Raw genomic sequence first — 22,613 nt, 5'->3', positions numbered from 1 at the left:
GGTCTGGAGGGGGCGGCGGGTCACGGGACGAAGCGGGGGCGAGGCCCGCTGCGGCAGCGCGGCCGGAGAGACCCCCCTAGCGCGCGTCCACCACGGTGAGCGCGCGCCGGTCGGACGCCCCCACCGCGCGCACGGGTCGGCACGGCACGCCCGCCGCGAGCGTGCTCGGGGGCACGTCGCGCGTGACCACGCTGCCGGCCGCGATGACGGAGCCGTCGCCGATGGTGACGCCCCCGCACACGGTCACGTTGGCTCCAAGCCAGACGTTGTCGCCCAGCGTGATGGGCGCCGAGGTCTGGATGCCCTCAGCGCGCTGGGCCGGGTCGACCGCGTGCCCCGCGCACGCCAGCACGCAGCCCGGCGCGATGAACGTGCCCTCGCCGATGTGGATTGGCGAGGTGTCCAGGAACGTGCAGTTGTAGTTCACGAGCGCAAAGCCGTGGAAGTGGACGTTGAAGCCGTAGTCACAGCGAAAGGTCGGCTTGACCGTGGCGCGTGGGTGCCAGGTGCCAAAGAGCTCCCCCAAGATCTCCGCCCTCGTCCCCACGTCAGCGGGGTCAAGCTGGTTGAGGCGCCAGCAGAGCCACTGGGCGCGCGGTTGCAGGTCGTTGGGCATGTCAAGGTAGCTCACGGCGTACGGGCTGTCGGAGCGCATGAGGTCGAGCGCGGTCACGGGAGGTCCGTTCTTCTGGGCGGTCTGCGAACGCGTTGCATCATACCGCTCCGGGAGCGCCGATGCCGAACGCATCCCGCAAGACGGGCGGGAAATTCTGGGCAGAAAGCTGATTCCCCCCTTACCAAACCCGTGCATCGCCGTGATAGAGTCGCCGGAAAACCCGCAGAGAGGACAAGAGATGGAGCAGCTCGAAGGCATCAGCTGGGAGGTTCCGGTCAACGAGGAGCTTGCGCTGGGAATGCTGCGCGCGCAGAACGACGCGTACATCAGGAAGCTCGGAATTGCCTGCGCGTTCATCTGCGGATTTTGGACGATCGGGGGAGTCGTGGCCATCGCGTACGCAGCGGGCGCGGGGACGCTCGACGCCACGCTCTCGGGCGAGGGAACCAATAACGTTGTTCTGGGCATCGTCGTCTTCTTTGCGCTGACGGCTTTCGGCCTCTTCTCGGCCGTGCACCCGGGGGCCATCACGCGCATGCGCTGCCGCCACGACATCAAGCCGCTCCGAGACCTCCTTGCCGGGAAAAATGGCGGCGCCAGCCTCACCATCACCCTCGGGAAGGCCGACGTCACCTGCGACAACGGACATGGCGTCATCGCCTTGCCCTACGCCGCGTTCAGCGGAAAGACGATGGTCGACGGCACCCCCTACCTCATCACCGGCGCCAAGCGCGACCAGTCGCTGCTCTATAACCTCGCGGGCGTCAACTGGGCCCTGCGCGAGGAGAGCTTCCTCGCGCTCCCGATACCCCAGTCCGTGCTCCGTGCGCACCCAAGGCTCGAGGGCGCAATCCTCGACACCGGCTTCATGCAGGAGCGTGCGCTCAGGAGAAAGGACCCCGAGGAGACCGAGACGGTAAAGGCGTTTCTGGAGCGCGCAAGGTCCTAAATACCTGCTGAGCACGCCCGAACGGCAAACTCTTAACTTCTTTAGCGCGACCCCAAAATGGTGGCGAAAGCGAGCGATCGCATCCCAGCGCCCCCAACGTTATATCATGGCAAGAGGGAAGCCGGCCGCCTGCGACGCGGGCGTGGACAGCTGCTGGCTCAACCGCTTTGACCCGGACGTTGCCAGGGAGCGCCTGGGCCCGCCCGAGCATGAGGAGCTCCTCATGCTGCTCGCCCTCGGCTGCGCCGCCGAGGGCGCGGGGCCGCTCCCCAACCACGGGAGCAGAAGACCACTGTCCGAGACGGTGACGTATCGGTAGGGAGCGTCCCCTATGAAGCGGCTCTACCTCATCGGCGGCACGATGGGCGTGGGCAAGACAACGGTCGCGCGGATTCTGCGCGACCGCTTGCCCGCCGCCGTCATGCTCGATGGGGACTGGTGCTGGGACGCGCGCCCCTTTGCGGTAACAGACGAGACACGCGCCATGGTGCTCGACAATATCTGCCACCTGCTGGGCAACTTCCTGCGCACAAGCACCTACCAGAACGTCGTCTTCAGCTGGGTCATGCACGAGCAGGGCATCATCGACCAGATCCTGCGGCGGCTGCCTATTGCGGAGCTGTGCTGCCGGGTGGTCTCCGTCTCCCTGACCTGCCGGGAGGACGTGCTCCGAAGCAGACTGGAAGCCGACGTGCGAGCGGGCCTGAGGGAGCCGGACATCATCGGGAGAAGCATCCAGCGGCTGTCGCTCTACCGAGAGCTCAGGACCGTACTCCTCGACACCTCAGACATGACGCCCGAGGATGTGGCGGAGGGCATCATCGAGATTGGCGCGGGGACGGGCACGGGCTGAATTGGAGACCGCGCCCGTCCCCGTCGGTCCAACTCCCCAACTCAAAACAGTCCAACTCCCCAAGTTGCCCGTATTTTCCCAGTTAGACAGCCTATACGGACGAGTGGCCAGCACTCAGTTTCCCAATGGGAGCTTGAGCGGAAGCACCTAGACACCTTTTCTCTCTTTCGCATCGAATTGCTTCCTACGCACATGGCCACAACACCGCTCGCGGATGAATATCATCCGACTGCCGATACTATTTCAAATTATTGAGCTCGTTCTTATACCGACATCTGCGACGTCAGCAAACGGTCAGACGACGGAAAGACATCACGAGAAGCCCGTGTGCTACTTTTTCTTCACTAGAACCGACCACTCAATACAAGCTTAAAAATAGACCATTTTTTGAACTCTTTTATAATGAAGGGGAGGATAATGGAATGGCTTTGCTGTTTGAATGGAATCCGGATAAGGCCCAGAGCAACTGGAGGAAACATCACGTGAGATTTGAGGAGGCGTGCAAGATTTGGAAAGACCCGCTCTACTATCGTGTTCGTGTCTCCATAGAACCAGAGGAGCGCTGGCTCGCAGTTGGCAGGGTCTCCAAGTCGCTATACCTCTCCGCAATCATTACGTACCGAGGTGAGAACGGGGAGAGCGTCAGGATCATCTCCGCACGACGTTCCACGAAGCTTGAGATTGAGAGATACCATGGATAAAAGGATTTGCTCCCAGCAGGCAGAGGACATCTTCGACGAGGGCGGGGACGTCCTCCCCTACGCGGATGAGGCGACCTTCGAGCGGCCCCACCAGTCCCAGCGCCGCGTGAGCATAGACATGAACGAGCCCATGGTCGTTCGGCTTGACGGCTATGCGAGCGAATATGGCGTCACGCGCCAGTCACTCATGAAGATCTGGCTGGCGGAGCGCCTTGACCAGGAGGACGATCGCAAGGCGAGAAGAACGGCGTCAGCGCCGCGCTAGCGCCGCAGGCCGCGCCGTCTCCTTTTCGCCTACTCCTCGTCCGGCTGCTGGCCGTCGTGGGCGGCCCAGGCGCACGGGCCCAGGTCAAAGCCGTCGAAGCGCGCCGTGAACGACGAGTCCTCCGGCGAGCACGCGTAGACGCCAAAGCTCACCTCGCCCGTCGCCGCCGCCAGGTGGCAGACGCGCATCTGCGAGAAGGTCACGCCGTCGCGCGAGCGCTCAACGCGGAAGTCGTCCCCGCGGCGCGAGAGCCGGTACCACATCTGGCGCTCGTCCGCGGGAATCTCGGTGGTGGCCCAGTCGGACCAGCCGCCGTTGGTGACCACGCTCCCGAGGTGCTGGAATCGCTCGTTCTCGTACTCGACGGACGCCTTGAGCCAGTTCTCCGAGTCCAGGTAGACCACGATGCCGCACTGGTCGAAGCGGTGGTGGCTCTGGGAGAAGTCCGTGCGCACCGTAAAGCTGAAGTATCTCTCGCCCGTGCGCGCCTGCAGGACGGGTGCGTTGTCGTTGCGGAAGTGGTAGTAGGTTCGCTGCCAGAGGTCGGTGTGCGGGAGCGTGGTGACCTCGAGCGCGCCGTCACGCACCGCGCACGCCGCCGGCTCGCGCGTCCAAGTGAAGTCTTTCAGGTCCATCTCCGCCATGCCTCCCCCTCGCTCTCGCCCTTCGGGCTATTGTATCGCCCGCCGATGGAGGAGCGTGGCAGGGGGACGGAGCGGGGACAAAGCCTCCGTCCCCCCGCCACGCTAGAACGCCTGGACGGACGAGCCGAAGGTCTCCTGGAGATACGTCGCGAACTCGTCGCCCTTGAGGGTCTCGACGAGCGCTACCACGCGCGCGTCGTCCTTCAGGTCGGGGCGCGTGGCGATGATGTTCACGTACTGCTCGCGGACGGCCGTGGAGTCGGCGTTCTCGGCCGCAACGGCGTCGTCGAGCGAAAGGCCCGCGTCGATGGCGTAGTTGCCGTTGATGATGGCAAAGTCCACGTCGGCGAGGGTGGACGGCAAGACGGCCGCCTCCTGCTCCAGGAAATGCAGGTCGTGAGGGTTATCGGTGATGTCGTTCACCGTGGCGGTGACGCCGGCGGCCTCGTCAAGCGTGATGAGCCCCAGGTCCTGCAGGAGCAGGAGCGCGCGTCCCTCGTTGGTGGGGTCGTTGGGCACGGAGAACGTGGCACCGTCGGCGACGTTCTCGAGGTCGTTCGAGCGGCCCGGGAAGATGCCAAACGGCTCGTAGTGAATCTCCCCCGCGTTCACGAGGTCGGTGCCGTTCTCCTCGTTGTAGTTGTTGAGGTAGTTGATGTGCTGGAAGTAGTTGGCGTCGAGCTCGCCCGAGGTCACGTCCTGGTTGGGCTTGATGTAGTCGGTGTACTCCACCACATCGAGCGTGATGTTCTTCTCGGCAAGGCGCGGCGCGGCAAAGTCGTGCAAGATCTCGGCGTGCGGGCTCGGCGAGGCACCGATGCGCAGCGTCGCGGCCTCGTCGGAGGCGGAGCCGGAGCCGGCTTCGGAGCCGGGGGCGCCGCACGCGGCGAGCGAGCCCGCGGCCGCGAGCGCAAGGCCGGCGAGAAGGGAGCGGCGGGAAATGCTAGAGGTAGCAAACTTCATGGTTCTTCTCCTTAGTTAGTTGGTTGGGGGGCTGTCCCCCCCTGTGCGGAATCAGCTGTTGGAGCGATGGTCAACGCGGCGGGCCACAAGGTCGCACGCGCTCTGGATGACCTGCACGATCACCACGAGGATGACCACAGCGGCGATCATGACGTCGGACTGGTAGCGGTAGTAGCCGTAGCGGACGGCGATGTCGCCCAGACCGCCCGCGCCCACGGCACCGGCGATGGCGGTGTAGCCGAGCACGGCGATGAGCACCACGGCCACGCCGCGAACGATGGAGGGCAGCGCCTCGGGCAGGAGCGCCGAGAGGACGATACGCGGAACGCTGGCGCCGCAGGCCTCGACGGCCTCGACGGCCTCGCGCGGGACCTCGGAGAGCGACTGCTCGACCATGCGAGCGATGAAGGGCGTCGCCGAGAGCACGAGCGGCGGGATGGTGCCCAGGATGCCCGAGCCCGTGCCCATGATGAGGCGCGTGAGCGGGATGATCGACACCATGAGCACGATGAACGGGAACGAGCGGCAGATGTTGACCACCCAGCCAAGCGCGCCGTTGAGCGCGGGCATCGGTCGGAGCGAGCCGGGCGCGGTGAGGTAGAGCACCACGCCAAGGGCGATGCCAAGCACGTAGGAGATGGCGGTGGGCACAAGCAGCATGACGAGCGTCTCGCCGGTGCCCTGGAGCAGCAGCTCGCCGTACTCGGCGATGAAGTCGGAAAGGTTAGGCATCCCAATCAACCCTCTCGAGAAGGACCTTGGCGGCGTGCGACTGCGGGTCAGCGAAGACGTCGGCGACGCTCCCCCGCTCGACCACGCGCCCGTGCTCGAGCACCACGACGTTCCTGCAGATCTTCTCGACCACGCCCATGGAGTGCGTGATCACGATGACCGTGACGCCGGTCTCGCGGTTGATCTGGCGCAGGAGCTTGAGGACGGTGTTGGTGCTCGCCGGGTCAAGCGCGCTCGTGGCCTCGTCGCAGAGGATGTACTCCGGGTCGCAGGCCAGGGCGCGGGCAATGGCCACACGCTGCTGCTGGCCGCCGGAGAGCTGGCTGGGATAGGAGTCGGCCCGGTCGGCCAGGCCCACCAGGTCCAGGAGCGCAAGCGCCCGCGCGCGGTTCTCCGCAGTGACGCGGCCCGTCGCGGCGAGGAACGGGAAGCACACGTTGGCGAGCACCGTCTTCTGGGCGAGCAGGCCAAAGTTCTGGAAGATCATCGCCACACGGCGACGATACCTGCGCAGCTCGGCGCCCGTGAGCCCGATCACGTCTTGCCCGTCCACGAGGATCTGGCCGGACGTGGGGCGCTCCAGCAGGTTGAGGCAGCGCACGAGCGTGGACTTTCCCGCGCCGCTCATGCCGATGATGCCCACGATGTCGCCGTCGGCGATGTCAAGGGAGACGTCGTCGAGCGCGTGGGGCGCATCGGGCCGCGGCCCGTAGGACTTGCTGAGGTTCTTGATCTGGATCATGCGAGGGCTCCGCTCAAGGGGATGACTGATGGCAGGCCCTCTCCTGCCGGAGAGTGCCTAGTGGAGGCGCCCGGTCTCTGCGCACGCGCGCTGGGCGCGCAGCACGTCAGAGTGCCCGGGCTTGGGCATCTCCATGACCACCATGGCCATCGTCATCGCGATATGTGCGGCAGCGTTCTTCATGCGGCATACGTTAGCAGTCAGGCCACATATCTGCAACCGGCGTTACACGCTGGAAAACTCGCGAGAAGAACCGCAGATCCCGGCCGCGGCTCGGGCCCGTCCGGCCCTGCGGGGGCGCGCGGCGCAAGAGGGGCCGCGAGCTGGCGCGATCAGTCCTCGCGCGCCTGCACGAGCGCGCCGACGATCGCGAGCGCCACGGTCCCCACGAGGATCGTCGTGGCGTTGGCGGCCGCGAAGTCGCCGGACACGAAGGCGAAGACCGCCTCGAAGGAGGCGGCGCCGTCACCGGAGACCGCATGGGACGCAAGCGCCTCGAAGGAGGTCACCGCGGCCAGCGCGTTGGGCACCACGAAGGAGGCGCCGGCCCAGGCCGTGCCGGCGCGCACGAAGAAGTCCGCCCACCTGAGCGCGGCGAGGCCCGAGAGCACGCCCACAACGAGCGCGATCGCGGGCAGGGGGCCGCCGTCCTGCAGCACGAGCACCGCGCCCAGATACCCCAGGCACGCGCCCGCGACAAAGCCGACGATGAACACGCCCACCTTGTAGGCGAGCTTCGAGAGCAGCGCCGCGACGATGCCCAGGACCACGGCCACCGCGACCGAGGCCGCGGAGGCGTCGGTCGCCGAGAGCCCCGCGTTGAGCACGGCCAGAAACACGAGCGCGCCGAGGAGCAGGTAGAAGAGCTTCTTGCCGCAGAAGCACGCGAGCGCGCCCAGGACGATGTTGACGGCGAGGTAGAGGATGACATATTCCATGGCGTAGCCTTTCGAGCGGGATGGAACGGGAGGCACCTCCCGTCCGCAGGGGAGGTTCTTCTCGTCCGCCTAGGAGCGGGCGGGACGCGGGGCGCTCACGCCGGCGCAGCCGAGCGCGTACGCAAAGCCGAACGCGGACAGGAGCAGCGGGGCAGTCATGGACGCCACGACCACGATGGCGCTCGCCCACATGAGCGCCCCCTGCAGGCCCTGGGCAAAGTACGGCAGCACGCCGAGCACGATGAGCGCAAGGCCCACGAGGCCCACGGCGCGCAGGGCCCGCTTGGCACCCGGGCGGAAGGTGATGCCGCGGAAGCGCACGAGCAGAAGCCCCAGCACGACGCCGATGGCATAGAGCAGGACCGGCGCCGCGGCGACGATGCCCACCTGCACGATCGCCATATCGAGGACCTCCGCGACCGCCACCGTCCCGGACAGGTGGTACCACGCAAGAAACGCCGTGCACGCCACGGCCAGGACGACCCATGCGACAAAGTTTGCGATGAACGTAGTTTTTCTCACGATGTCCTCCCTCGGGGTGGGGACGGCTATGCTTTCCCCTAGACGGCGTCATTATACCTGGGCGGCCACAGGGCCGGGCGAAGGGAGAGCGCATGGGTGAGGCGGAAGCGTCCGGGAAGGCCCGGCCCCTCAGGAAGAGGCTCTACACCCTGGGCGAGGAGATCGCCAACTCGGTGAGCCATGGCGTGGGCGTGCTGCTTGCCATCGCGGCGCTCGTGCTGCTGATCGTGGTGGCCGTCTCGCACGGAGGCGGCGTGCGACTGGCGGCGGCCATCATCATGGGCGTCTCGCTCATCGTGGAGTACCTCTTCTCCACGCTCTACCACGCGCTTGCGCCCGAGAAGGCCAAGGCGGTGTTCCGCGTGCTCGACCACTGCGGCATCTACCTGCTCATCGCCGGCAGTTACGCGCCGTTTTCCCTGGTGGCGCTGGCTGACCGCGGCGGCCTTGCGCTCTGCGTGGCCGTATGGGTCGTCGCCGTGGTGGGAATCGTGGTCGAGTGCCTGCTGCGCGAGCGACAGCCCGCCTGGCTCACCGCGCTCGTCTACGTGCTCATGGGCTGGCTCGTGGTCTTTCACATCGGCGACCTCTGGGAGCTCCTGGCGCCGCCCGCGTTCTGGCTGCTTCTGGCAGGCGGCCTCAGCTACACCGTGGGCGCGGTCTTCTACGCGATCAAGAAGGTCCCCTATCTGCACTTTGTGTTTCACCTGTTCACCCTGGCCGGCAGCGTGTGCATCACGCTCTCGGCGCTGCTGTTCGTGGTGTAGCGGCCGCGCGGCACGGCCGGGCGGCCGGGCAGCCGGGCGGCCGGGCGGCTAAAGCGTGATTTTTTGCGAGGTTCTTCTCGCGACTCATCCAAACTCACGCTTTCGCCCTTCGGAACGTGACTTTGAGTGAGGTTCTTCTCGCGACTCATCCAAACTCACGCTCGAGGCGCCCAAAGCGTGACTTTTTGCGAGGTTCTTCTCGTGCCTCACTCAAAGTCACGCTTTCGCCCTTCGGAACGTGACTTTGAGTGAGGTTCTTCTCGCGACTCATCCAAACTCACGCTCGAGGCACCCAGAGCGTGAGTTTGAGCGAGGTGGCGAGGAAACCTCACCAAAAGTCACGCGCCGCGCGGCAAAAGCGTGACTTTGAGCGAGGCACCCGCCCAAAGAGACAGTCACCGGGCCGCGCGCTAAGATGGACCGCGAGAAGAACCCCCAACCCCAAGGAGGACGCATGATCGACGAGCAGTTCAAGCGCGAGGTCGACGCCTTTGTCGACGAGGTCTGGGAGGACGTCGTCGCCGACATCGACCGCCTCGTGCGGCACGAGTCCGTGGAGGACCTCGACGCGGCCGAGCCCGGCAGGCCGTGGGGCCCCGCCTCCAACGGCGCGCTCGTCGAGGCCGAGCGCATGGCCGAGCGCCTGGGCCTCCAGGTCACGGACGTGGACGGCTACCTGGGCTTTGGCGACGTCCCCGGCGCCTCCGGCCCGGATCGCCACCTCGCCACGATCGCCCACACGGACATCGTGCCCGTGGGCCTGGGCTGGAGCTTCCCCCCGCTTGAGGTCACCCGCAAGGACGGCTACCTGATCGGCCGCGGCGTCCAGGACGACAAGGGCCCCTTCGTGCTCTCGCTCTACGCGGCGCACTTCTTCGCCCGCCGCGCCGCAGCGGGCCACGAGCTCCCCTACACGCTCCGCTGCATCATCGGCAACAACGAGGAGACCGGCATGGGCGACGTGCCGTACTACCTCGAGCGCTACCCCGAGCCGCTCTTCTGCTTCTCCCCCGACGCCGACTTCCCGCTCATCTGCGGCGAGAAGGGCCTCTATCGCGGCGAGTTCACCTCGGACGCCGTCGCGGGCGAGAAGATCGTCGAGCTCGACGGCGGCACCGTCCCCAACGCCGTCGCCGGCCAGGCCACGGCCCTCGTGCGCGCCGACGCCGCGGCGCTCCCCGCGGCCGAGCGCGTCGCCGTCGAGGACGCGGGCACGGGCCTCGCGCGCGTGACGGCCACGGGCGTGGGCGGGCACGCGTCGCTTCCCGAGGGCACCGTCAACGCGATCGGGGTGCTCGCGCGCTACCTGCTCGCCCAGGGGCTCGCCGGCAAGGGCGAGCGCCCCTTCCTCGAGCTTGTCGTGACCCTCACCGAGGACGCCTACGGCGAGGCCTCCGGCATCGCAAGCGCGGACGACAAGTTCGGCCGCCTCACCTGCGTGGCGGGAACCGTCCGCACCGAGGGCGGTCGCTTCGTCCAGTCCGTGGACGCGCGCTTCCCCACGAGCACGACCGGCGAGGCCATCACCGCGCGCCTCTCCGAGCTCGCGGCCTCGCACGGCTGCTCCTACGCGTGCCGCTCCAACGAGGAGCCCTTCTACATCAGCCCCGACAGCCCGGAGATCGAGGCCCTGCTCTCCACGTACGCCGAGTACACGGGAGCCGAGGCGCGGGCGTTCACGATTGGCGGCGGCACCTACGCGCGCCACTTCGCCCGCGCGTGCGCCTTCGGCCCCAACGACCCGACCGAGGAGCGCCCCGCTTGGGCCGGCATGGAGCACGGTCCCGACGAGGCCATCTCCGAGGCCAGCCTGCGCCAGGCGCTCAAGATCTACATCGTGTCGATCGCCCGCCTCATGGAGCTCGAGCTGTAGGTCCCGGACAACGCCCCCGGGCAACGCCTCCGGACAACGCGTAACTCGCGTTTTCTGAAATCCCGACTTGCGCATGGCGAGAAGAACGCGCAAGTCGGGATTTCCGCTCATTCTGACGGCTTTTCTCCGATTGCGCATTCGATGGTTTCAGTTTTTGCACGCGTAAACGGAAATGTCCGGAAATCCCCGGCTACGTATCCCCTACGCGCGCATCTCCTCGGTGTCCTCGGCCATCTCGCGACGGATGCGGCGCAGGACGCGGTCGTGCTCCAGGGCGTCGGCCGTGCGCTCCGGCAGAAAGACCGAGAGGCGCCCGCCGAGCGTGCGAAACGTCGCCCAGCCGTCAGCGCCCACCGTGACGTCCTCCTGCTCGCCGACGACGCAGCCCCAGCGCTCGCCCGCATGACGCTCGCCCACGAACATGCGCTTCTCGCCGCCGTCGCGGTCGGTGAGGACCACGGCCACGCCGCTGCCCTCGTGCTCGTCGTCGCCCTCGCGCGTCCAGCCGATCACGTCCGGCGCGTCCAGGAAGTCGTGCTGGGTGCCGTAGGCAAAGCGCCGGCGAATCTCCATGAGCAGCGGCAGCTCGGCCACCGCCGGAATGTTGCCGCCGTTGGGCATGCCGTAGAGGTCGCCGTAGAAGACACAGGGGTAGCCCGCCTCGCGCAGCAGGATGAGCGCGTAGGCGGCCGGCTTGAACCACGTCTGGACGAAGGACTGCAGCGCCTGGCCCGGCTGCGTGTCGTGGTTCTCGGCAAAGGTCACGGCGTGCACCGGGTCGCGCTCCACGAGCGTGCCCGAGAAGATGCGGGAGAGGTCCTCGTTGCCGTTCGAGCAGCTCGCGCGATAGAGGTTGTAGTGCAGGGGCACGTCAAAGAGCGACATCGCGCGCTCGTTGCCCAGGTAGGCGAGAAGCTCGTCTGCCGTGCGGCCCCAGTACTCGCCCACACAGAAGAGCTCGCGCCCCGCGTGCTTGCGCACGGCGTCGAGCCAGCGCAGGTAGAAGCCTCGGTCGATGTGCTTGAGCGCGTCCAGCCGAAAGCCGTCGAGCCCGCACGCGTCCACGTACCAGCACCCCCAGCGCACGAGCTCGTCAAAGACGCGCGGGTCGTTCACGTCAACGTCCGCGCCCATGAGGTAGTCGTAGTTGCCGTTCTCCGCGCGCTCCACCGCGTCGTCCCAGCGCTTGCCGTCAAAGAGGAAGATCGCCTTGCGACGGGAGCGCTCGTCCCAGTCCACGCCGTGAAAGCACCGCCAGTCCCAGGCGAAGTCGGAGTAGCGCCCCGCGCGCCCGGGGAACGAGAAGCGCGTCCAGGCGGAGATCGTCTGCGGCGCGCCGATCTTCTCGCCACGGTTGCCTCCCGCGACCTCCTGCGCGCGCACGTCCTCGCAGCCGTCGGCACCGAGCCGCTGGTTGAGCACGACGTCCGCGAGCGCCTGGATGCCGCTCGCCTGCAGCGCGCGAATGGCGGCCTCGTACTCGGCGCGCGTGCCGTACTTGGTCCGCACGGTACCCTTCTGGTCGAACTCGCCGAGGTCGTAGGTGTCGTAGACGCCATAGCCCACGTCCGCCGCGCCCTTCTCGCCCTTGTAGGCGGGAGGCAGCCAGACGGCGGTGATCCCCTCGTACGCGAAGGACGGGGCCTGCTCGGCGAGTCGGCGCCAGTGAGACCCGTCGGAGGGCAGGTACCAGGAGAAGCCCTGGAGCATGGTTCCGTTCATCGGTCGCCCTCCTTCTGGGGGTCGCGGGCGGGCGCGTCGGCGGGCGCAGGGCCAGCGGCCGCCGCGTGACCGTGTGCCGCGGCGAGCTCATCCGGCAGCGGCTGGCCCATGATGCGAAAGGCCAGATACGTGCACCCCATCATGAAGAGGAGGTCAAAGACGAGGTCGAAGGACGGCCCAAAGAGCCCGTGACGGTACACGGAGAGGGCAACCTGCACCGCGTCAATCGCAAGCGCGATCGAAGAGAGCACGAGAAACGGCCGAATCTTCTCCGGCCGGTTGGAGCCCCAGATGCCCAGACAGCCCACAAGGAGGTCGATGGCCGCGGCCACGGCCGAGATCGCCAGGATCGCAAACGCCGCCCCCGTGACCGTGATCGAGACGCCGGAGATCTCCACGCGCTGCCCCTCGCCGTAGACAAGAAGCGCCGCGATGAGCACGCCCGCGACCGCCGCCGTGAGCACGCCCTTGAGGATGATGACGTCGGAGAGCAGGTGGAGCACCCGCTGGTGGCGAGAGCGCAGGAAGGTCTCCCCGGTCACGCCCTTGTCGTGCTCCTCCTTCACCCGGTCCGCCAGGCTCGAGCAGATGAGCACGTAGACGATCGTGGTCGTGAGGACGATGGGGTTGAAGAGGATGAAGGTTCCCAGGCCCCAGCCCCACACGATCGCCACGAGCACCACGAGCCCGACGAGATAGCACAGGAACCGGTACGGCCCCACGCGCGCCGAGTTGTTGGAGGCCACGAGCCCGAGCGCGGCCGTGAGGATGAGCAGGCCGGCCACCACCAGAATGATGACGCCAAAGGTCGCGATGGCCCAGAGGTCGCCGCTCGCAAGGCCGACCTCGCCGTCCGTCGCCAGCACGACGACGCCGCCAAGAAGGACGAGCGCGCCCATGAGGGCCATGAAGATGGAGACGATCCTCAGCACGGCCTGGGCGGGCGTCCGCGGGATCGAGGGCTTGAGGTCTTCCAAGGGGCTCCCTTCCGTCCGTGGCCAACTGTGGGGAGTATACCCGTTGCACCGGACGCGCCGGCGGGCGGCGGGGCCTCGCGGCCTTGCGGCCCGCGGTTCTTCTCGGCAGACGCGTGACTGCGAGCGAGCTTTCGCTCCTGGCTCACCAATAGTCACGCTCCGCGCGCCGGAAGCGTGACTTTGGACGAGCCAGGCTGACCGACTCGCTCAAAGTCACGCTTTTATCGAGAAGAACGTGCCTTTTGATGAGCTTCGCAGCAAGCTCGCTCAAAGTCACGCTTCGGGCACCGGAAACGTGACTTTGAGCGAGTCTCCGCAGCGAGCTCGCTCAAAGTCACGCTTTCGGCACAGAAAGCGTGACATGTCGTGAGTCCGTGCCACGAGCATCGACGACAGGCTCGCCCAAGCTCACGCCCTGACGGGAGGCGCGAGAAGAACCGCTCCTACGAGAAGGTCGCGCGCTCGTAGGGGCTCGGCTCGGCGAGATAGCCGCGGCCCTCGAGCACGGCCGCGATCTCGTCCAGCGCCTCCTCGCTCGGGGCGCTCACGTGATGGAAGTGGTAGCCATCCGTGACCTGCATGAGCGGCGCGGACACGCCCGACGCCAGCTCGTCCATGAAGCGCGCCACGTCGCGGCGGCTCGCCAGGCCCAGAGGCGAGCTCACCTTGCCGTAGACGCGGTGGTTCACGAAGACGTCCTCCACGCACCCGCCCGCGTCGACGATGCAGGTGAGCTCGTCGGCGGTCTCCCCCGCGGCATGACGGCACTTGAAGAGGCGCGTGGGCCGGGCGGTCCCCTCGCGCGCGAGGACGTAGCCGCGGTTCGTGGCCACGACCTTCTCGCCCCGCTCGCGCAGAAGCGCCACGTCGGTCACCACCACCTGACGGCTCACGCCGCACGCCTCCGCGAGCGCCGCCCCCGAGAGCGGGCCGTCCGAAGTGCGCAGGGCCTCGAGAATCCTCTCGCGCCGGGCCTCGCCGCCGCCGGCGCCGGCCGACCCGCTCACCCCAGCACCTCGAGGTGCTTGAGGGAGAGGTCGAGGATCGGCGCGGAGTGCGTGAGCGCGCCGCAGGAGACGAAGTCCACGCCCAGGTCGGCGTAGGAGGAGGCGTTGGCGGCGTCGACGTTGCCGGACGCCTCGGTCTGCGCGCGCCCGGCCACGAGGGCGACGGCCTCGCGCATGGCGTCGTGAGACATGTTGTCGAGCATGATGACGTCCGCGCCGGCCGCGAGGGCCTCCTCCACCATGTCCAGCGTCTCGCACTCGACCTCGACCTTGTCCACGAAGGGCGCGGCCGCGCGCGCGGCTGCGACGGCGGCGGCCACCCCGCCGGCCGCGTCGATGTGGTTGTCCTTGAGGAGCACGCCGTCCGAGAGGCCAAAGCGGTGAAGGCTCCCGCCGCCCAGGCGCACGGCCTCGCGCTCGAAGAGGCGCATCCCGGGAGTGGTCTTGCGCGTGCACACGAGCGTGGTGCCGGTGCCGGCAAGGGCCGCCGCGACGCGTGCCGTATAGGTGGCGATGCCGCTCATGCGCTGCAGGTAGTTGAGGGCGGTGCGCTCCCCCTCAAGCAGCGCGCGCACGTCGGCCTCGACGACGGCGAGCTCCTGGCCCGCGCTCACGACGTCCCCGTCGGCCACGTGCGCCGTGACGCGCGCCGCCGGGTCCAGGAGCGAGAACACCCGCGAGAAGACCGCAAGGCCCGCGATCACGCCGTCCGCCTTGGAGAGAAGGCGGACGCGCCCGGGGCGCGGCTCGGGCATGACGGACGTCGTGGAGACGTCGCCAAAGGGCATGTCCTCGCGCAGCGCGGCGCGGATGTGGTCGTCCATCTGCATCTGGATCATCGGGTCGGTCATGGTTTCTCCTCTCGCGACGGGCATGCGACGGTGGGGGCGGGCGCGTCTGTCTCACACGGCGCCGGTGAGCAGCGCCACGTCGGTCACGTCGCGCGACCCGGCAATGAAGCGCGAGCGCGCCCGCGCCGCCATGGCGAGCTGGGCGGCCGTGTCCTGGGCAAAGCGGTCGCGCATGATCTTGTCGGCCGCGCGCTGCGCGAAGACGAGCGACTCGAGCAGGCTGTTCGACGCCAGGCGGTTGCGCCCGTGCACCCCGTTACAGCAGGTCTCCCCACAGGCAAAGAGGTGCGGCAGCGTGGTCTCGGAGTCGGCGTTCACATGAATGCCGCCCATGAAGTAGTGCTGCGCGGGCACCACGGGGATGGGCCGCTCGCGAATGTCGTAGCCCTCCGAGAGGCAGTGCTCCAGGATGTGCGTGAAGTGGCCCTCGATCTCCTCGCGCGGGACCCGCTCAAAGGAGAGCCACACGTGCTCGACGCCCGTGCGGGCCATCTCGGCCAGGATGGCGGCCGAGACCACGTCGCGCGGCTGGAGCTCGTCCACGAAGCGCTCGCCGGCGTCGTTCAGGAGGATGGCCCCCTCCCCGCGCGCCGACTCCGAGATGAGAAACGCCCGCCCGGGGCGCTCGGTCCAGAGGGTGGTGGGGTGCACCTGCACGTAGTCCATGTGCTCGAGCAGCGCCCCGTGCTCGGCCGCCACGCGGCAGCCGTCGCCCGTAAGGCAGCCAAAGTTGGTGGAGTGCGCGTAGAGCCCGCCCACGCCGCCCGTGGCGAGCACCGTCGCGTCGGCGTTGATCTGAAGGCGGCTGCCGTCGGGCGCCGTGGCAAGCACGCCGCGGCACACGCGCCGCCCGTCCGCGTCGAACCCCTCCACGAGGTCGGTCATGCAGGTGTGCTCGAGTATCCGCGCGTGGGGCAGCTCGCGCACGCAGGCCAGAAGGCGCGTGGTGATCTCCTCGCCGGTGACGTCCTCGTGGTAGACGATGCGCGCCCGGGAGTGCGCTCCCTCGCGCGTGTAGTCGAGGCTGCCGTCGGCGCGCCGGGCAAAGCGCACGCCGCGCTTAATGAGGTCGTCGATGATGGGGCGGCTCGCGCGGATCATGAGGTCCACGCTCTCCAGGCGGTTCTCGTAGTGCCCGGCGCGCAGCGTGTCCTCGAAGAAGCTCTCGTAGTCGTCCGGGTCGTGCAGCACGCAGATGCCGCCCTGCGCGAGCATCGAGTCGCACTCCTCCACGCCTCCCTTGGAGAGAAGGACCACGCTGAGCGCGGCCGGCAGGTTGAGCGCGCAGTAGAGCCCCGCCACGCCGCAGCCCACGATTACCACGTCGCAGTCGATGACGCGTCCCGCTCCGGCGCCCTCGCGCCCGGCCACGCCTCCCATCAGCGCGCCCCCAGCTCGAGCATGCGGTCGAGCGTGGCGCGGGCCGCCGCGGCGACGTCCTCGGGCGGCAGGCCCACCTCGCCCGTGCCCTCGCGCAGGCAGGCCACGAGCCGCTCGGAGGTGATGCGGTCCATGTCCGGGCAGCTGGGGCGCGTGGCCGGGAAGTAGAAGCGCTTGCCCGAGCCCGCGCAGCGCCGCTCAAGCTCGCCGCGCACGCCGTCAACCGTAAGGATGACGTAGGCGCTCGCGGAGCCCGCCTCCGCCGCGGCGATGATCTCGGCCGTGGAGCCGACCACGTCCGCGTGCGCGAGCGCCTCCGGCCCGCACTCGGGGTGCGCGAGCACCGCAGCGTCCGGGTGCTGGGCCATGAGCGCCTCGACCTCGGCTGCGGAGATGGCCTGATGGATGGGGCAGAAGCCGTCGTTCAGGATGACGTTTTTCTCGGGCACCTGGCTCGCCACGTAGCGGCCGAGGTGACGGTCCGGAACAAAGAGCACGTTTCGCTGGGGCAGCGCGCGCACGATCCGCACGGCGTTGGACGACGTCACGCACACGTCCGACCACGACTTCACCTCGGCCGTGGAGTTCACGTAGCACACCACCGCCACGTCGTCGCCGTACTGCCGACGCGCGGCGTCCACGGTCTCGCGACGGACCATGTGCGCCATCGGGCAGTCCGCCGTCACGTCCGGCATGAGGACGGTCTTCTCGGGAGAGAGGAGCTTGGCGCTCTCGGCCATGAAGCGCACGCCGGCAAAGACGAGGGTGCGGTTGGGCAGCGTCGCGGCAAGGCGGGCCAGCGCGAACGAGTCGCCCACGTGGTCGGCCAGCTCCTGGGTCTCGGGCGGCACGTAGTAGTGCGCCAGCACCACGGCGTCGCGCTCTCGCTTGAGACGCGCGACCTCGGCGCGCAGCTCCTCCGTCAGCATGTGTGCTCCCCTCTTTTGCAAACTCCGACAGTATGACAGCAAACTTTACAGGTGACAAGACAGCTGGCGAGAAGAACACGCGGGCGGTGGCGTGCCCGCAGCTCACTGAAAGTCACGCTTTCGGGGCCGGAAGCGTGAGTTTGAGTGAGCTTGTCTTGGTAGCTCGCTGGAAGTCACGCTTTTTTCGCCAGAGCGTGATCTTCTGCGAGCTTGCCGTCGCAACTCACCAAAGGTCACGGTTCCGGGCTGGAAACGTGACTTTTGGTGAGCCTGTCTAGCTGGCGCGTCACAAGTCACGCTTTCAGGGCTGAAAACGTGAGTTTGAGCGAGCTTGTCTTGGCAGCTCGCTGGAAGTCACGCTTTTCTCGCCAGAGCGTGAGTTTGAGTGAGCTCGTTTTGGCAGCTCGCTGGAAGTCACGCTTTCGGGGCCGGAAGCGTGAGTTTGAGTGAGCTCGTCGCAAAAACTCGCTACAAGTCACGCGGGCGAGAAGAACGCGCGTGAAGAAGTCGTGGTGACAGACCCCCAGCGCTCGCGCCCCCGCCGTCTGGGTATTACCTAACACCGTAAGTATCTTCTAGTGTTAGGAGTATGCATGGAGGGAGAGGAGCTCTACACGGAGCTCGCGCGCACGTTCATCGACGAGACGGCGCGCATCGAGCACCTGCTCACACCCCGCGTGCGCAACTCGACGCGCGGCGAGACCGCCGTCCTTGAGGCCCTGCGCCGCGCCGAGGCGTCGCTCGCGCCCAAGGACCTCGCGCTCGACGGGCACATCTCGAGCGCGCGCGTGGCAAACGTGCTCAGAAGCCTCGAGGAGAAGGGGCTCATCGAGCGCCGGCCCTCGGAGACCGACCGCCGCGGCGTCGAGGTGAGCCTCACGCCCGCCGGCATCGAGCGCGCCGACGCCAACCGCGCAGAGATGCGCAACGTGCTCGTGCGCTACCTGGACGCGCTCGGGGAGCACGATGCGCGCGAGCTCGTGCGCATCATCGGGAAGTCGCGCCGCATCGTCGAGGCCCACGTCGCGGAGGGGGGCGTCGCATGAGGATCGTGAAGCTCTTCCGCCATCACGTGCTCGCCGTGCTCGCCGTGGTGGCCCTGCTCGTGGTCCAGTCGAACGCCGACCTGGCCCTGCCCACCTACATGTCCGAGATCGTGGACGTGGGCATCCAGCAGGGCGGCGTTGAGAGCCCCGTGCCGGACACGATCCGCGCGGACGCCCTCGACGCCCTCGAGCTCTTCATGACGGCCGACGACGCGGCCGCGGTCGAGGCCGCCTTCGCGCCCGCCGACGCCCAGGGCATCCGCGCCTTCCAGGGCTCCCCCGCCGAGAAGGACGAGGGCTCCGAGCTCGCACGGATCATGGAGCTGCCCGAGGTCGCCGTGCTCGCGCTGGAGCAGGGGGTGGACGCCTCAGCGCTCGCCGGGATGACGGGCGGCGCTGGCACGGGCACCGCCACCGGCACGGGCGACGCCGGCGCGGCAGCCGCCCCCGAAGGCGCCACCGCCGCCGCACCCGCCACCCTCGACCTCGACGACCTGCGCGCCCTCGTTGACGCGGGCGCCGTCACGCGCGAGCAGCTCGCCAGCGCGGCGGAGGCCCTCGGCGAGCAGACGGGCTCCATGGGCGGCACGATCGTCACCCAGCGCGCCATCTCCTACGTGAGCGCCGAGTACGAGGCCCAGGGCATCGCCGCGGCCGACGTCCAGAACGCCTACCTCGGGCGCACCGCCGCCATCATGTTTGGGCTGTGCCTCGTGAGCCTCGTGGCCACGGTCCTCACCGGCGCGGTCGCCTCGCGCACGGCCGCCACCATCGCGCGGGACCTGCGCCGCGAGACCTTCGCCAAGGTGATGTCCTTCTCGCCCGCCGAGGTCAACACGTTCTCCCAGGCGTCGCTCATCACGCGGTGCACCAACGACATCCAGCAGGTCCAGATGGCCGTGACGATGTTCATGCGCCTCGTGCTCCTTGCCCCGATCATGGGAGCCGTTGCCGTGATGCGCGTGCTCGCCACCTCGACCGGCCTCGAGTGGACGATCGGCGTGGCCGTGATCGCGGTCTGCGCCGTCGTGGGCGTGCTCATGGGCATCACCATGCCCAAGTTCAAGCGCATGCAGTCCTACGTGGACCGCGTGAACCTCGTGGCGCGCGAGATGCTCGACGGCCTCATGCCCATCCGCGCCTTCGGGCGCGAGCGCCACGAGCTCGAGCGCTTTGACGACGCGAGCCGCCAGCTCATGGACACCCAGCTCTTCACCAACCGGGCCATGAGCTTCATGATGCCCCTGCTCATGTTTGTCATGAACTGCGTGACCGTGCTCATCGTGTGGATGGGCTCGCACGGCGTGGCCGACGGCGTCATGCAGGTGGGCGACATGATGGCCTTCATCTCCTACACCATGCAGATCGTCATGGCCTTCATGATCCTCACGATGGTCTCCGTGATCTTGCCGCGCGCCGAGGTGGCGGCCGAGCGCGTGGAGGAGGTGCTCTCGTGCCCGGTCTCCGTGCGCGACCCGGAGCACCCCAAGCTCCCCGCCCCCGGGGCGCCGCGCGGCGAGCTCACCTTCCGCAACGTGAGCTTCCAGTACCCGGACGCCCGCTACGACGTGATCCAGGGGGTCTCCTTCACCACGCACGCGGGCAAGATGACGGGCATCATCGGCTCCACGGGCTCGGGCAAGTCCACGCTCGTGCAGCTCATCCCGCGCCTCTACGACGTCACCGGCGGCGGGATTCTCCTCGACGGGGTGGACGTGCGCGACTGGAGCCTCTCCGAGCTCCGCGCGCGCATCGGCTACGTGCCGCAGAAGGGCACGCTCTTCTCGGGCACCGTCGAGTCCAACCTCAAGTTCGCCGGCGACGCGGTGACGGACGAGGGCATGCGCGAGGCCGCGCGCGTGGCGCAGGCCTCGGAGTTCATCGAGGAGCGCGCCGAGGGCTACGACGCGCCCATCTCCCAGGGCGGCTCCAACGTCTCGGGCGGCCAGCGCCAGCGCCTTGCCATCGCGCGCGCCCTGGCCAAGAACCCCGAGGTCGTGGTCTTTGACGACTCCTTCTCCGCGCTCGACTACGCCACGGACGCGCGCCTGCGCGCCGAGCTCGCCCGCACCGTCACCGACGCCGCGCTCGTGGTGGTGGCGCAGCGGATCGCCACGATCATGCACGCCGACGAGATCATCGTCCTTGACGAGGGGCACGTGGTGGGGCGGGGCACCCACGAGGAGCTGCTGCGGAGCTGCCCCGCGTACCTAGAGATCGCCCAGAGCCAGCTCTCCCCCGCCGAGCTCGGCCTGGACGTGCAAAGGGGACAGGCACCTTTGCACGCTGACGAAACGAAGGGAGGCGAGCGCTAATGCCGCCCGTCAGAGGAGGCCGCGGACGCGGCGAGAAGCCCAAGGACTTCAAGGGCACCATGCTCAGGCTGCTGGGATACGTGGGACGACACAAGCTCGCCGTCCTCCTTGCCCTGGCGTTTGCCGTGTGCTCGGTCGTCTTTAACATCGTGGGGCCCAAGGTCCTGGGGTCGGTCACCACCAAGCTCTTCGAGGGACTCGTGGCCACCGTCCAGGGCACGGGGACGGTCGACTTTGCCTGGATCGGCTCCACGCTGCTGGCCCTTCTGGGCCTCTACCTGGCGAGCTCGGCGGCCAGCCTCGTGCAGGGCTGGCTCATGACCGGCGTCACGCAGAAGGTCTGCTACCGCCTGCGCACCGAGATCGCCGAGAAGATCGCGGTCGTCCCCATGGGCTACTTCAACGGGCACAGCAAGGGCGACGTGCTCAGCCGCATCACCAACGACGTGGACACCCTCGGGCAGTCGCTCAACCAGTCGATCACGCAGCTCATCACCTCTCTCACGCAGGTCGTGGGCGTGCTCGCCATGATGCTCTCGATCAGCCTGCCGCTCACGGGCGTGACCGTGCTCACGCTGCCGGCCTCAATCCTCATCGTGGGCGTGGTGGTGCACTTCTCGCAGCGCTACTTCCGCGAGCAGCAGCAGGTCCTGGGCACCGTCAACGGCATCGTGGAGGAGGACTTCGCGGGCCAGGGCGTGATCCAGGTCTTCGACCGCGCCGAGCGCTCCGTCGAGGACTTCGAGCGCGAGAACGACCGCCTCTTCGAGAGCGCGTGGAAGAGCCAGTTCCTCTCTGGCCTGATGATGCCGCTCATGAGCCTCGTGGGCAACATGGGCTACGTGGGCGTCGTGGTGGTGGGCGCGAGCCTGTGCCTCTCCGGGCAGGCGGGCCCCGGCGACATCCAGAGCTTCATCCAGTACGTGCGCAACTTCACGCAGCCCATCCAGCAGCTGGCCAACGTGTCCAACACCATGCAGTCCATGGCCGCGGCCACCGAGCGCGTCTTCGAGTTCCTGGCGGCTCCCGAGGAGGAGCGGCCCGCGCACCCGCAGGTGCCCGAGCGACGCGACGGCCGCGTCGCATTCGACCACGTGCGCTTTGGCTACGAGCCCGGCCAGACCATCATCCACGACTTCTCCTGCACGGCGGAGCCCGGCCAGACCGTGGCCATCGTGGGCCCCACGGGCGCGGGCAAGACCACGCTCATCAAGCTGCTCCAGCGCTTCTGGGACGTGGACGCGGGCGCGCTCTACGTGGACGGCACGGACGTGCGCGAGTGGGACCGGGCGGCGCTCCGGGAGCAGTTCGCAATGGTGCTGCAGGACACGTGGCTCTTCAACGGCACCATCCGCGAGAACATCCGCTACGGCCGGCCCGACGCCACCGACGAGGAGGTCGAGGCGGCCGCGCGGGCGGCGCGCTGCGACCACTTCATCCACACGCTCGCCGGCGGCTACGACTTTGTCGTGAACGAGGAGGGCACCAACCTCAGCCAGGGCCAGCGCCAGCTCCTCACCATAGCGCGCGCCGTGCTGGCGGACCGCCCGGCGCTCATCCTCGACGAGGCCACGTCCAACGTGGACACGCGCACCGAGGAGCTCATCCAGCGCGCGATGGACGAGCTCATGCGCGGTAGGACCTGCTTCGTGATCGCGCACCGGCTGTCCACGATCAGAAACGCCGACGTCATCCTGGTGCTCCGCGACGGCGACATCGTCGAGAAGGGCACCCACGAGGACCTGCTCGCCAAGGGCGGCTTCTACGCGGAGCTCTACAACTCCCAGTTCGACCACGCGGCGTAGGCGCCACGGGCCCGGG

The 22,613-nt window shown here is 68.1% G+C and carries 24 protein-coding genes; 10 read left to right on the top strand and 14 right to left on the bottom strand.

The genetic code is table 11. The features are described from left to right. Window positions 1–76 precede the first annotated feature (76 nt). Window positions 77–673, bottom strand: coding sequence for a sugar O-acetyltransferase (locus tag B5F84_RS08925; protein WP_087323078.1), 597 nt, complete (start codon window positions 671–673; stop codon window positions 77–79). 181 nt (window positions 674–854) lie between these two features. Between B5F84_RS08925 and B5F84_RS08920 the strand changes: the two genes are divergently transcribed. The 5 genes from B5F84_RS08920 (at window position 855) to B5F84_RS08900 (ending at window position 3,384) form a co-directional block, all read left to right on the top strand. Further along, complete coding sequence (locus tag B5F84_RS08920; RefSeq protein WP_087323075.1) at window positions 855–1,565, top strand: hypothetical protein; 711 nt, start codon at window positions 855–857, stop codon at window positions 1,563–1,565. Window positions 1,566–1,671: 106 nt separating this feature from the next. Beyond that, on the top strand, window positions 1,672–1,884 hold the full coding sequence (locus tag B5F84_RS08915) for a hypothetical protein (RefSeq protein WP_204205550.1): 213 nt from the start codon (window positions 1,672–1,674) through the stop codon (window positions 1,882–1,884). 12 nt (window positions 1,885–1,896) lie between these two features. Further along, the gene (locus B5F84_RS08910) at window positions 1,897–2,418 is read left to right on the top strand and encodes an AAA family ATPase (protein WP_087323072.1); all 522 of its coding nucleotides are present in this window, start codon (window positions 1,897–1,899) and stop codon (window positions 2,416–2,418) included. 422 nt (window positions 2,419–2,840) lie between these two features. Further along, on the top strand, window positions 2,841–3,119 hold the full coding sequence (locus B5F84_RS08905) for a BrnT family toxin (RefSeq protein WP_087323069.1): 279 nt from the start codon (window positions 2,841–2,843) through the stop codon (window positions 3,117–3,119). Then, window positions 3,112–3,384 carry a hypothetical protein gene (locus tag B5F84_RS08900; RefSeq protein ID WP_087323066.1) on the top strand — a complete coding sequence of 91 codons (273 nt, stop codon included), beginning with the start codon at window positions 3,112–3,114 and terminating at the stop codon, window positions 3,382–3,384. Before B5F84_RS08905 ends, B5F84_RS08900 begins: the two co-directional genes overlap by 8 nt. Window positions 3,385–3,413: 29 nt before the next feature. Here the strand turns inward: B5F84_RS08900 and B5F84_RS08895 are convergent, their stop codons facing one another. The 7 genes from B5F84_RS08895 to B5F84_RS08870 all read right to left on the bottom strand — a co-directional run bounded on the left by B5F84_RS08895 (window position 3,414) and on the right by B5F84_RS08870 (window position 7,925). Next, window positions 3,414–4,028, bottom strand: coding sequence for a DUF1349 domain-containing protein (locus B5F84_RS08895; RefSeq protein WP_239378341.1), 615 nt, complete (start codon window positions 4,026–4,028; stop codon window positions 3,414–3,416). Between the two features lie 102 nt (window positions 4,029–4,130). Continuing rightward, a complete protein-coding gene (locus tag B5F84_RS08890) occupies window positions 4,131–4,991 on the bottom strand; it encodes a MetQ/NlpA family ABC transporter substrate-binding protein (RefSeq protein WP_087323064.1) in 861 nt (286 codons plus the stop codon). 51 nt (window positions 4,992–5,042) lie between these two features. Next, window positions 5,043–5,723, bottom strand: a complete 681-nt coding sequence (locus B5F84_RS08885) for a methionine ABC transporter permease (protein WP_087323062.1) — start codon at window positions 5,721–5,723, stop codon at window positions 5,043–5,045. Next, a complete protein-coding gene (locus B5F84_RS08880) occupies window positions 5,716–6,465 on the bottom strand; it encodes a methionine ABC transporter ATP-binding protein (protein WP_087323059.1) in 750 nt (249 codons plus the stop codon). Before B5F84_RS08880 ends, B5F84_RS08885 begins: the two co-directional genes overlap by 8 nt. 57 nt (window positions 6,466–6,522) lie before the next feature. Continuing rightward, window positions 6,523–6,648, bottom strand: coding sequence for a hypothetical protein (locus B5F84_RS09765; RefSeq protein WP_255375245.1), 126 nt, complete (start codon window positions 6,646–6,648; stop codon window positions 6,523–6,525). Window positions 6,649–6,797: 149 nt separating this feature from the next. Continuing rightward, the gene (locus B5F84_RS08875; RefSeq protein ID WP_087323056.1) at window positions 6,798–7,403 is read right to left on the bottom strand and encodes a DUF4203 domain-containing protein; all 606 of its coding nucleotides are present in this window, start codon (window positions 7,401–7,403) and stop codon (window positions 6,798–6,800) included. Window positions 7,404–7,472: 69 nt separating this feature from the next. Continuing rightward, window positions 7,473–7,925: a hypothetical protein gene (locus B5F84_RS08870; RefSeq protein ID WP_087323052.1), complete on the bottom strand. Its 453-nt coding sequence runs from the start codon at window positions 7,923–7,925 to the stop codon at window positions 7,473–7,475. Between the two features lie 92 nt (window positions 7,926–8,017). On the opposite strand from B5F84_RS08870, the gene B5F84_RS08865 reads away from it, so the two are divergent. Next, a complete protein-coding gene (locus B5F84_RS08865) occupies window positions 8,018–8,692 on the top strand; it encodes a hemolysin III family protein (RefSeq protein ID WP_087323049.1) in 675 nt (224 codons plus the stop codon). Window positions 8,693–9,146: 454 nt separating this feature from the next. After that, window positions 9,147–10,565, top strand: a complete 1,419-nt coding sequence (locus B5F84_RS08860; RefSeq protein ID WP_087323046.1) for a Sapep family Mn(2+)-dependent dipeptidase — start codon at window positions 9,147–9,149, stop codon at window positions 10,563–10,565. Between the two features lie 201 nt (window positions 10,566–10,766). Here B5F84_RS08860 and B5F84_RS08855 read toward each other — a convergent pair whose 3' ends face one another. The 6 genes from B5F84_RS08855 to nadA all read right to left on the bottom strand — a co-directional run bounded on the left by B5F84_RS08855 (window position 10,767) and on the right by nadA (window position 17,431). Beyond that, window positions 10,767–12,287 carry an alpha-amylase gene (locus tag B5F84_RS08855; protein ID WP_087323043.1) on the bottom strand — a complete coding sequence of 507 codons (1,521 nt, stop codon included), beginning with the start codon at window positions 12,285–12,287 and terminating at the stop codon, window positions 10,767–10,769. Next, window positions 12,284–13,264 carry a hypothetical protein gene (locus tag B5F84_RS08850; protein ID WP_087323040.1) on the bottom strand — a complete coding sequence of 327 codons (981 nt, stop codon included), beginning with the start codon at window positions 13,262–13,264 and terminating at the stop codon, window positions 12,284–12,286. The genes B5F84_RS08855 and B5F84_RS08850 overlap by 4 nt, the downstream gene beginning before the upstream one ends. 443 nt (window positions 13,265–13,707) lie before the next feature. Next, a complete protein-coding gene (locus B5F84_RS08845; RefSeq protein ID WP_087323037.1) occupies window positions 13,708–14,271 on the bottom strand; it encodes a transcription repressor NadR in 564 nt (187 codons plus the stop codon). Then, on the bottom strand, window positions 14,268–15,122 hold the full coding sequence (nadC, locus tag B5F84_RS08840; protein ID WP_087323034.1) for a carboxylating nicotinate-nucleotide diphosphorylase: 855 nt from the start codon (window positions 15,120–15,122) through the stop codon (window positions 14,268–14,270). Before nadC ends, B5F84_RS08845 begins: the two co-directional genes overlap by 4 nt. Window positions 15,123–15,173: 51 nt before the next feature. Then, window positions 15,174–16,493 carry an FAD-dependent oxidoreductase gene (locus B5F84_RS08835; protein ID WP_239378339.1) on the bottom strand — a complete coding sequence of 440 codons (1,320 nt, stop codon included), beginning with the start codon at window positions 16,491–16,493 and terminating at the stop codon, window positions 15,174–15,176. 8 nt (window positions 16,494–16,501) lie between these two features. Beyond that, window positions 16,502–17,431, bottom strand: a complete 930-nt coding sequence (gene nadA / locus B5F84_RS08830; protein ID WP_087323029.1) for a quinolinate synthase NadA — start codon at window positions 17,429–17,431, stop codon at window positions 16,502–16,504. 593 nt (window positions 17,432–18,024) lie between these two features. Between nadA and B5F84_RS08825 the strand changes: the two genes are divergently transcribed. From B5F84_RS08825 to B5F84_RS08815, 3 genes are read left to right on the top strand one after another with little or no spacing between them, the layout of a single operon-like run. Further along, window positions 18,025–18,477, top strand: a complete 453-nt coding sequence (locus B5F84_RS08825) for a MarR family transcriptional regulator (protein ID WP_087323026.1) — start codon at window positions 18,025–18,027, stop codon at window positions 18,475–18,477. Next, window positions 18,474–20,792, top strand: a complete 2,319-nt coding sequence (locus B5F84_RS08820) for an ABC transporter ATP-binding protein (RefSeq protein WP_087323023.1) — start codon at window positions 18,474–18,476, stop codon at window positions 20,790–20,792. The genes B5F84_RS08825 and B5F84_RS08820 overlap by 4 nt, the downstream gene beginning before the upstream one ends. After that, on the top strand, window positions 20,792–22,597 hold the full coding sequence (locus B5F84_RS08815; protein WP_087323020.1) for an ABC transporter ATP-binding protein: 1,806 nt from the start codon (window positions 20,792–20,794) through the stop codon (window positions 22,595–22,597). The genes B5F84_RS08820 and B5F84_RS08815 overlap by 1 nt, the downstream gene beginning before the upstream one ends. Window positions 22,598–22,613 lie beyond the last annotated feature (16 nt).

The sequence above is a fragment of the Olsenella sp. An290 genome (genome assembly GCF_002159535.1).
In the GTDB taxonomy this organism is placed as follows: domain Bacteria; phylum Actinomycetota; class Coriobacteriia; order Coriobacteriales; family Atopobiaceae; genus Thermophilibacter.
The sequence above is the reverse complement of the archived record's forward strand: the minus strand, read 5'-3'. Positions and strand labels throughout refer to the sequence as shown.

What these genes read in the sequence shown, in the direction of transcription:
- B5F84_RS08855 (WP_087323043.1), bottom strand. Translation starts at nt 12,287, where the DNA reads ATGAACGGAACCATGCTCCAGGGCTTCTCCTGGTACCTGCCCTCCGAC.
- B5F84_RS08875 (WP_087323056.1), bottom strand. Translation starts at nt 7,403, where the DNA reads ATGGAATATGTCATCCTCTACCTCGCCGTCAACATCGTCCTGGGCGCG.
- B5F84_RS08905 (WP_087323069.1), top strand. Translation starts at nt 2,841, where the DNA reads ATGGCTTTGCTGTTTGAATGGAATCCGGATAAGGCCCAGAGCAACTGG.
- nadA (WP_087323029.1), bottom strand. Translation starts at nt 17,431, where the DNA reads ATGCTGACGGAGGAGCTGCGCGCCGAGGTCGCGCGTCTCAAGCGAGAG.
- B5F84_RS08900 (WP_087323066.1), top strand. Translation starts at nt 3,112, where the DNA reads ATGGATAAAAGGATTTGCTCCCAGCAGGCAGAGGACATCTTCGACGAG.
- B5F84_RS08915 (WP_204205550.1), top strand. Translation starts at nt 1,672, where the DNA reads ATGGCAAGAGGGAAGCCGGCCGCCTGCGACGCGGGCGTGGACAGCTGC.
- B5F84_RS09765 (WP_255375245.1), bottom strand. Translation starts at nt 6,648, where the DNA reads ATGAAGAACGCTGCCGCACATATCGCGATGACGATGGCCATGGTGGTC.
- B5F84_RS08865 (WP_087323049.1), top strand. Translation starts at nt 8,018, where the DNA reads ATGGGTGAGGCGGAAGCGTCCGGGAAGGCCCGGCCCCTCAGGAAGAGG.
- B5F84_RS08885 (WP_087323062.1), bottom strand. Translation starts at nt 5,723, where the DNA reads ATGCCTAACCTTTCCGACTTCATCGCCGAGTACGGCGAGCTGCTGCTC.
- B5F84_RS08910 (WP_087323072.1), top strand. Translation starts at nt 1,897, where the DNA reads ATGAAGCGGCTCTACCTCATCGGCGGCACGATGGGCGTGGGCAAGACA.
- B5F84_RS08890 (WP_087323064.1), bottom strand. Translation starts at nt 4,991, where the DNA reads ATGAAGTTTGCTACCTCTAGCATTTCCCGCCGCTCCCTTCTCGCCGGC.
- B5F84_RS08820 (WP_087323023.1), top strand. Translation starts at nt 18,474, where the DNA reads ATGAGGATCGTGAAGCTCTTCCGCCATCACGTGCTCGCCGTGCTCGCC.
- B5F84_RS08815 (WP_087323020.1), top strand. Translation starts at nt 20,792, where the DNA reads ATGCCGCCCGTCAGAGGAGGCCGCGGACGCGGCGAGAAGCCCAAGGAC.
- nadC (WP_087323034.1), bottom strand. Translation starts at nt 15,122, where the DNA reads ATGACCGACCCGATGATCCAGATGCAGATGGACGACCACATCCGCGCC.
- B5F84_RS08880 (WP_087323059.1), bottom strand. Translation starts at nt 6,465, where the DNA reads ATGATCCAGATCAAGAACCTCAGCAAGTCCTACGGGCCGCGGCCCGAT.
- B5F84_RS08825 (WP_087323026.1), top strand. Translation starts at nt 18,025, where the DNA reads ATGGAGGGAGAGGAGCTCTACACGGAGCTCGCGCGCACGTTCATCGAC.
- B5F84_RS08860 (WP_087323046.1), top strand. Translation starts at nt 9,147, where the DNA reads ATGATCGACGAGCAGTTCAAGCGCGAGGTCGACGCCTTTGTCGACGAG.
- B5F84_RS08920 (WP_087323075.1), top strand. Translation starts at nt 855, where the DNA reads ATGGAGCAGCTCGAAGGCATCAGCTGGGAGGTTCCGGTCAACGAGGAG.
- B5F84_RS08895 (WP_239378341.1), bottom strand. Translation starts at nt 4,028, where the DNA reads ATGGCGGAGATGGACCTGAAAGACTTCACTTGGACGCGCGAGCCGGCG.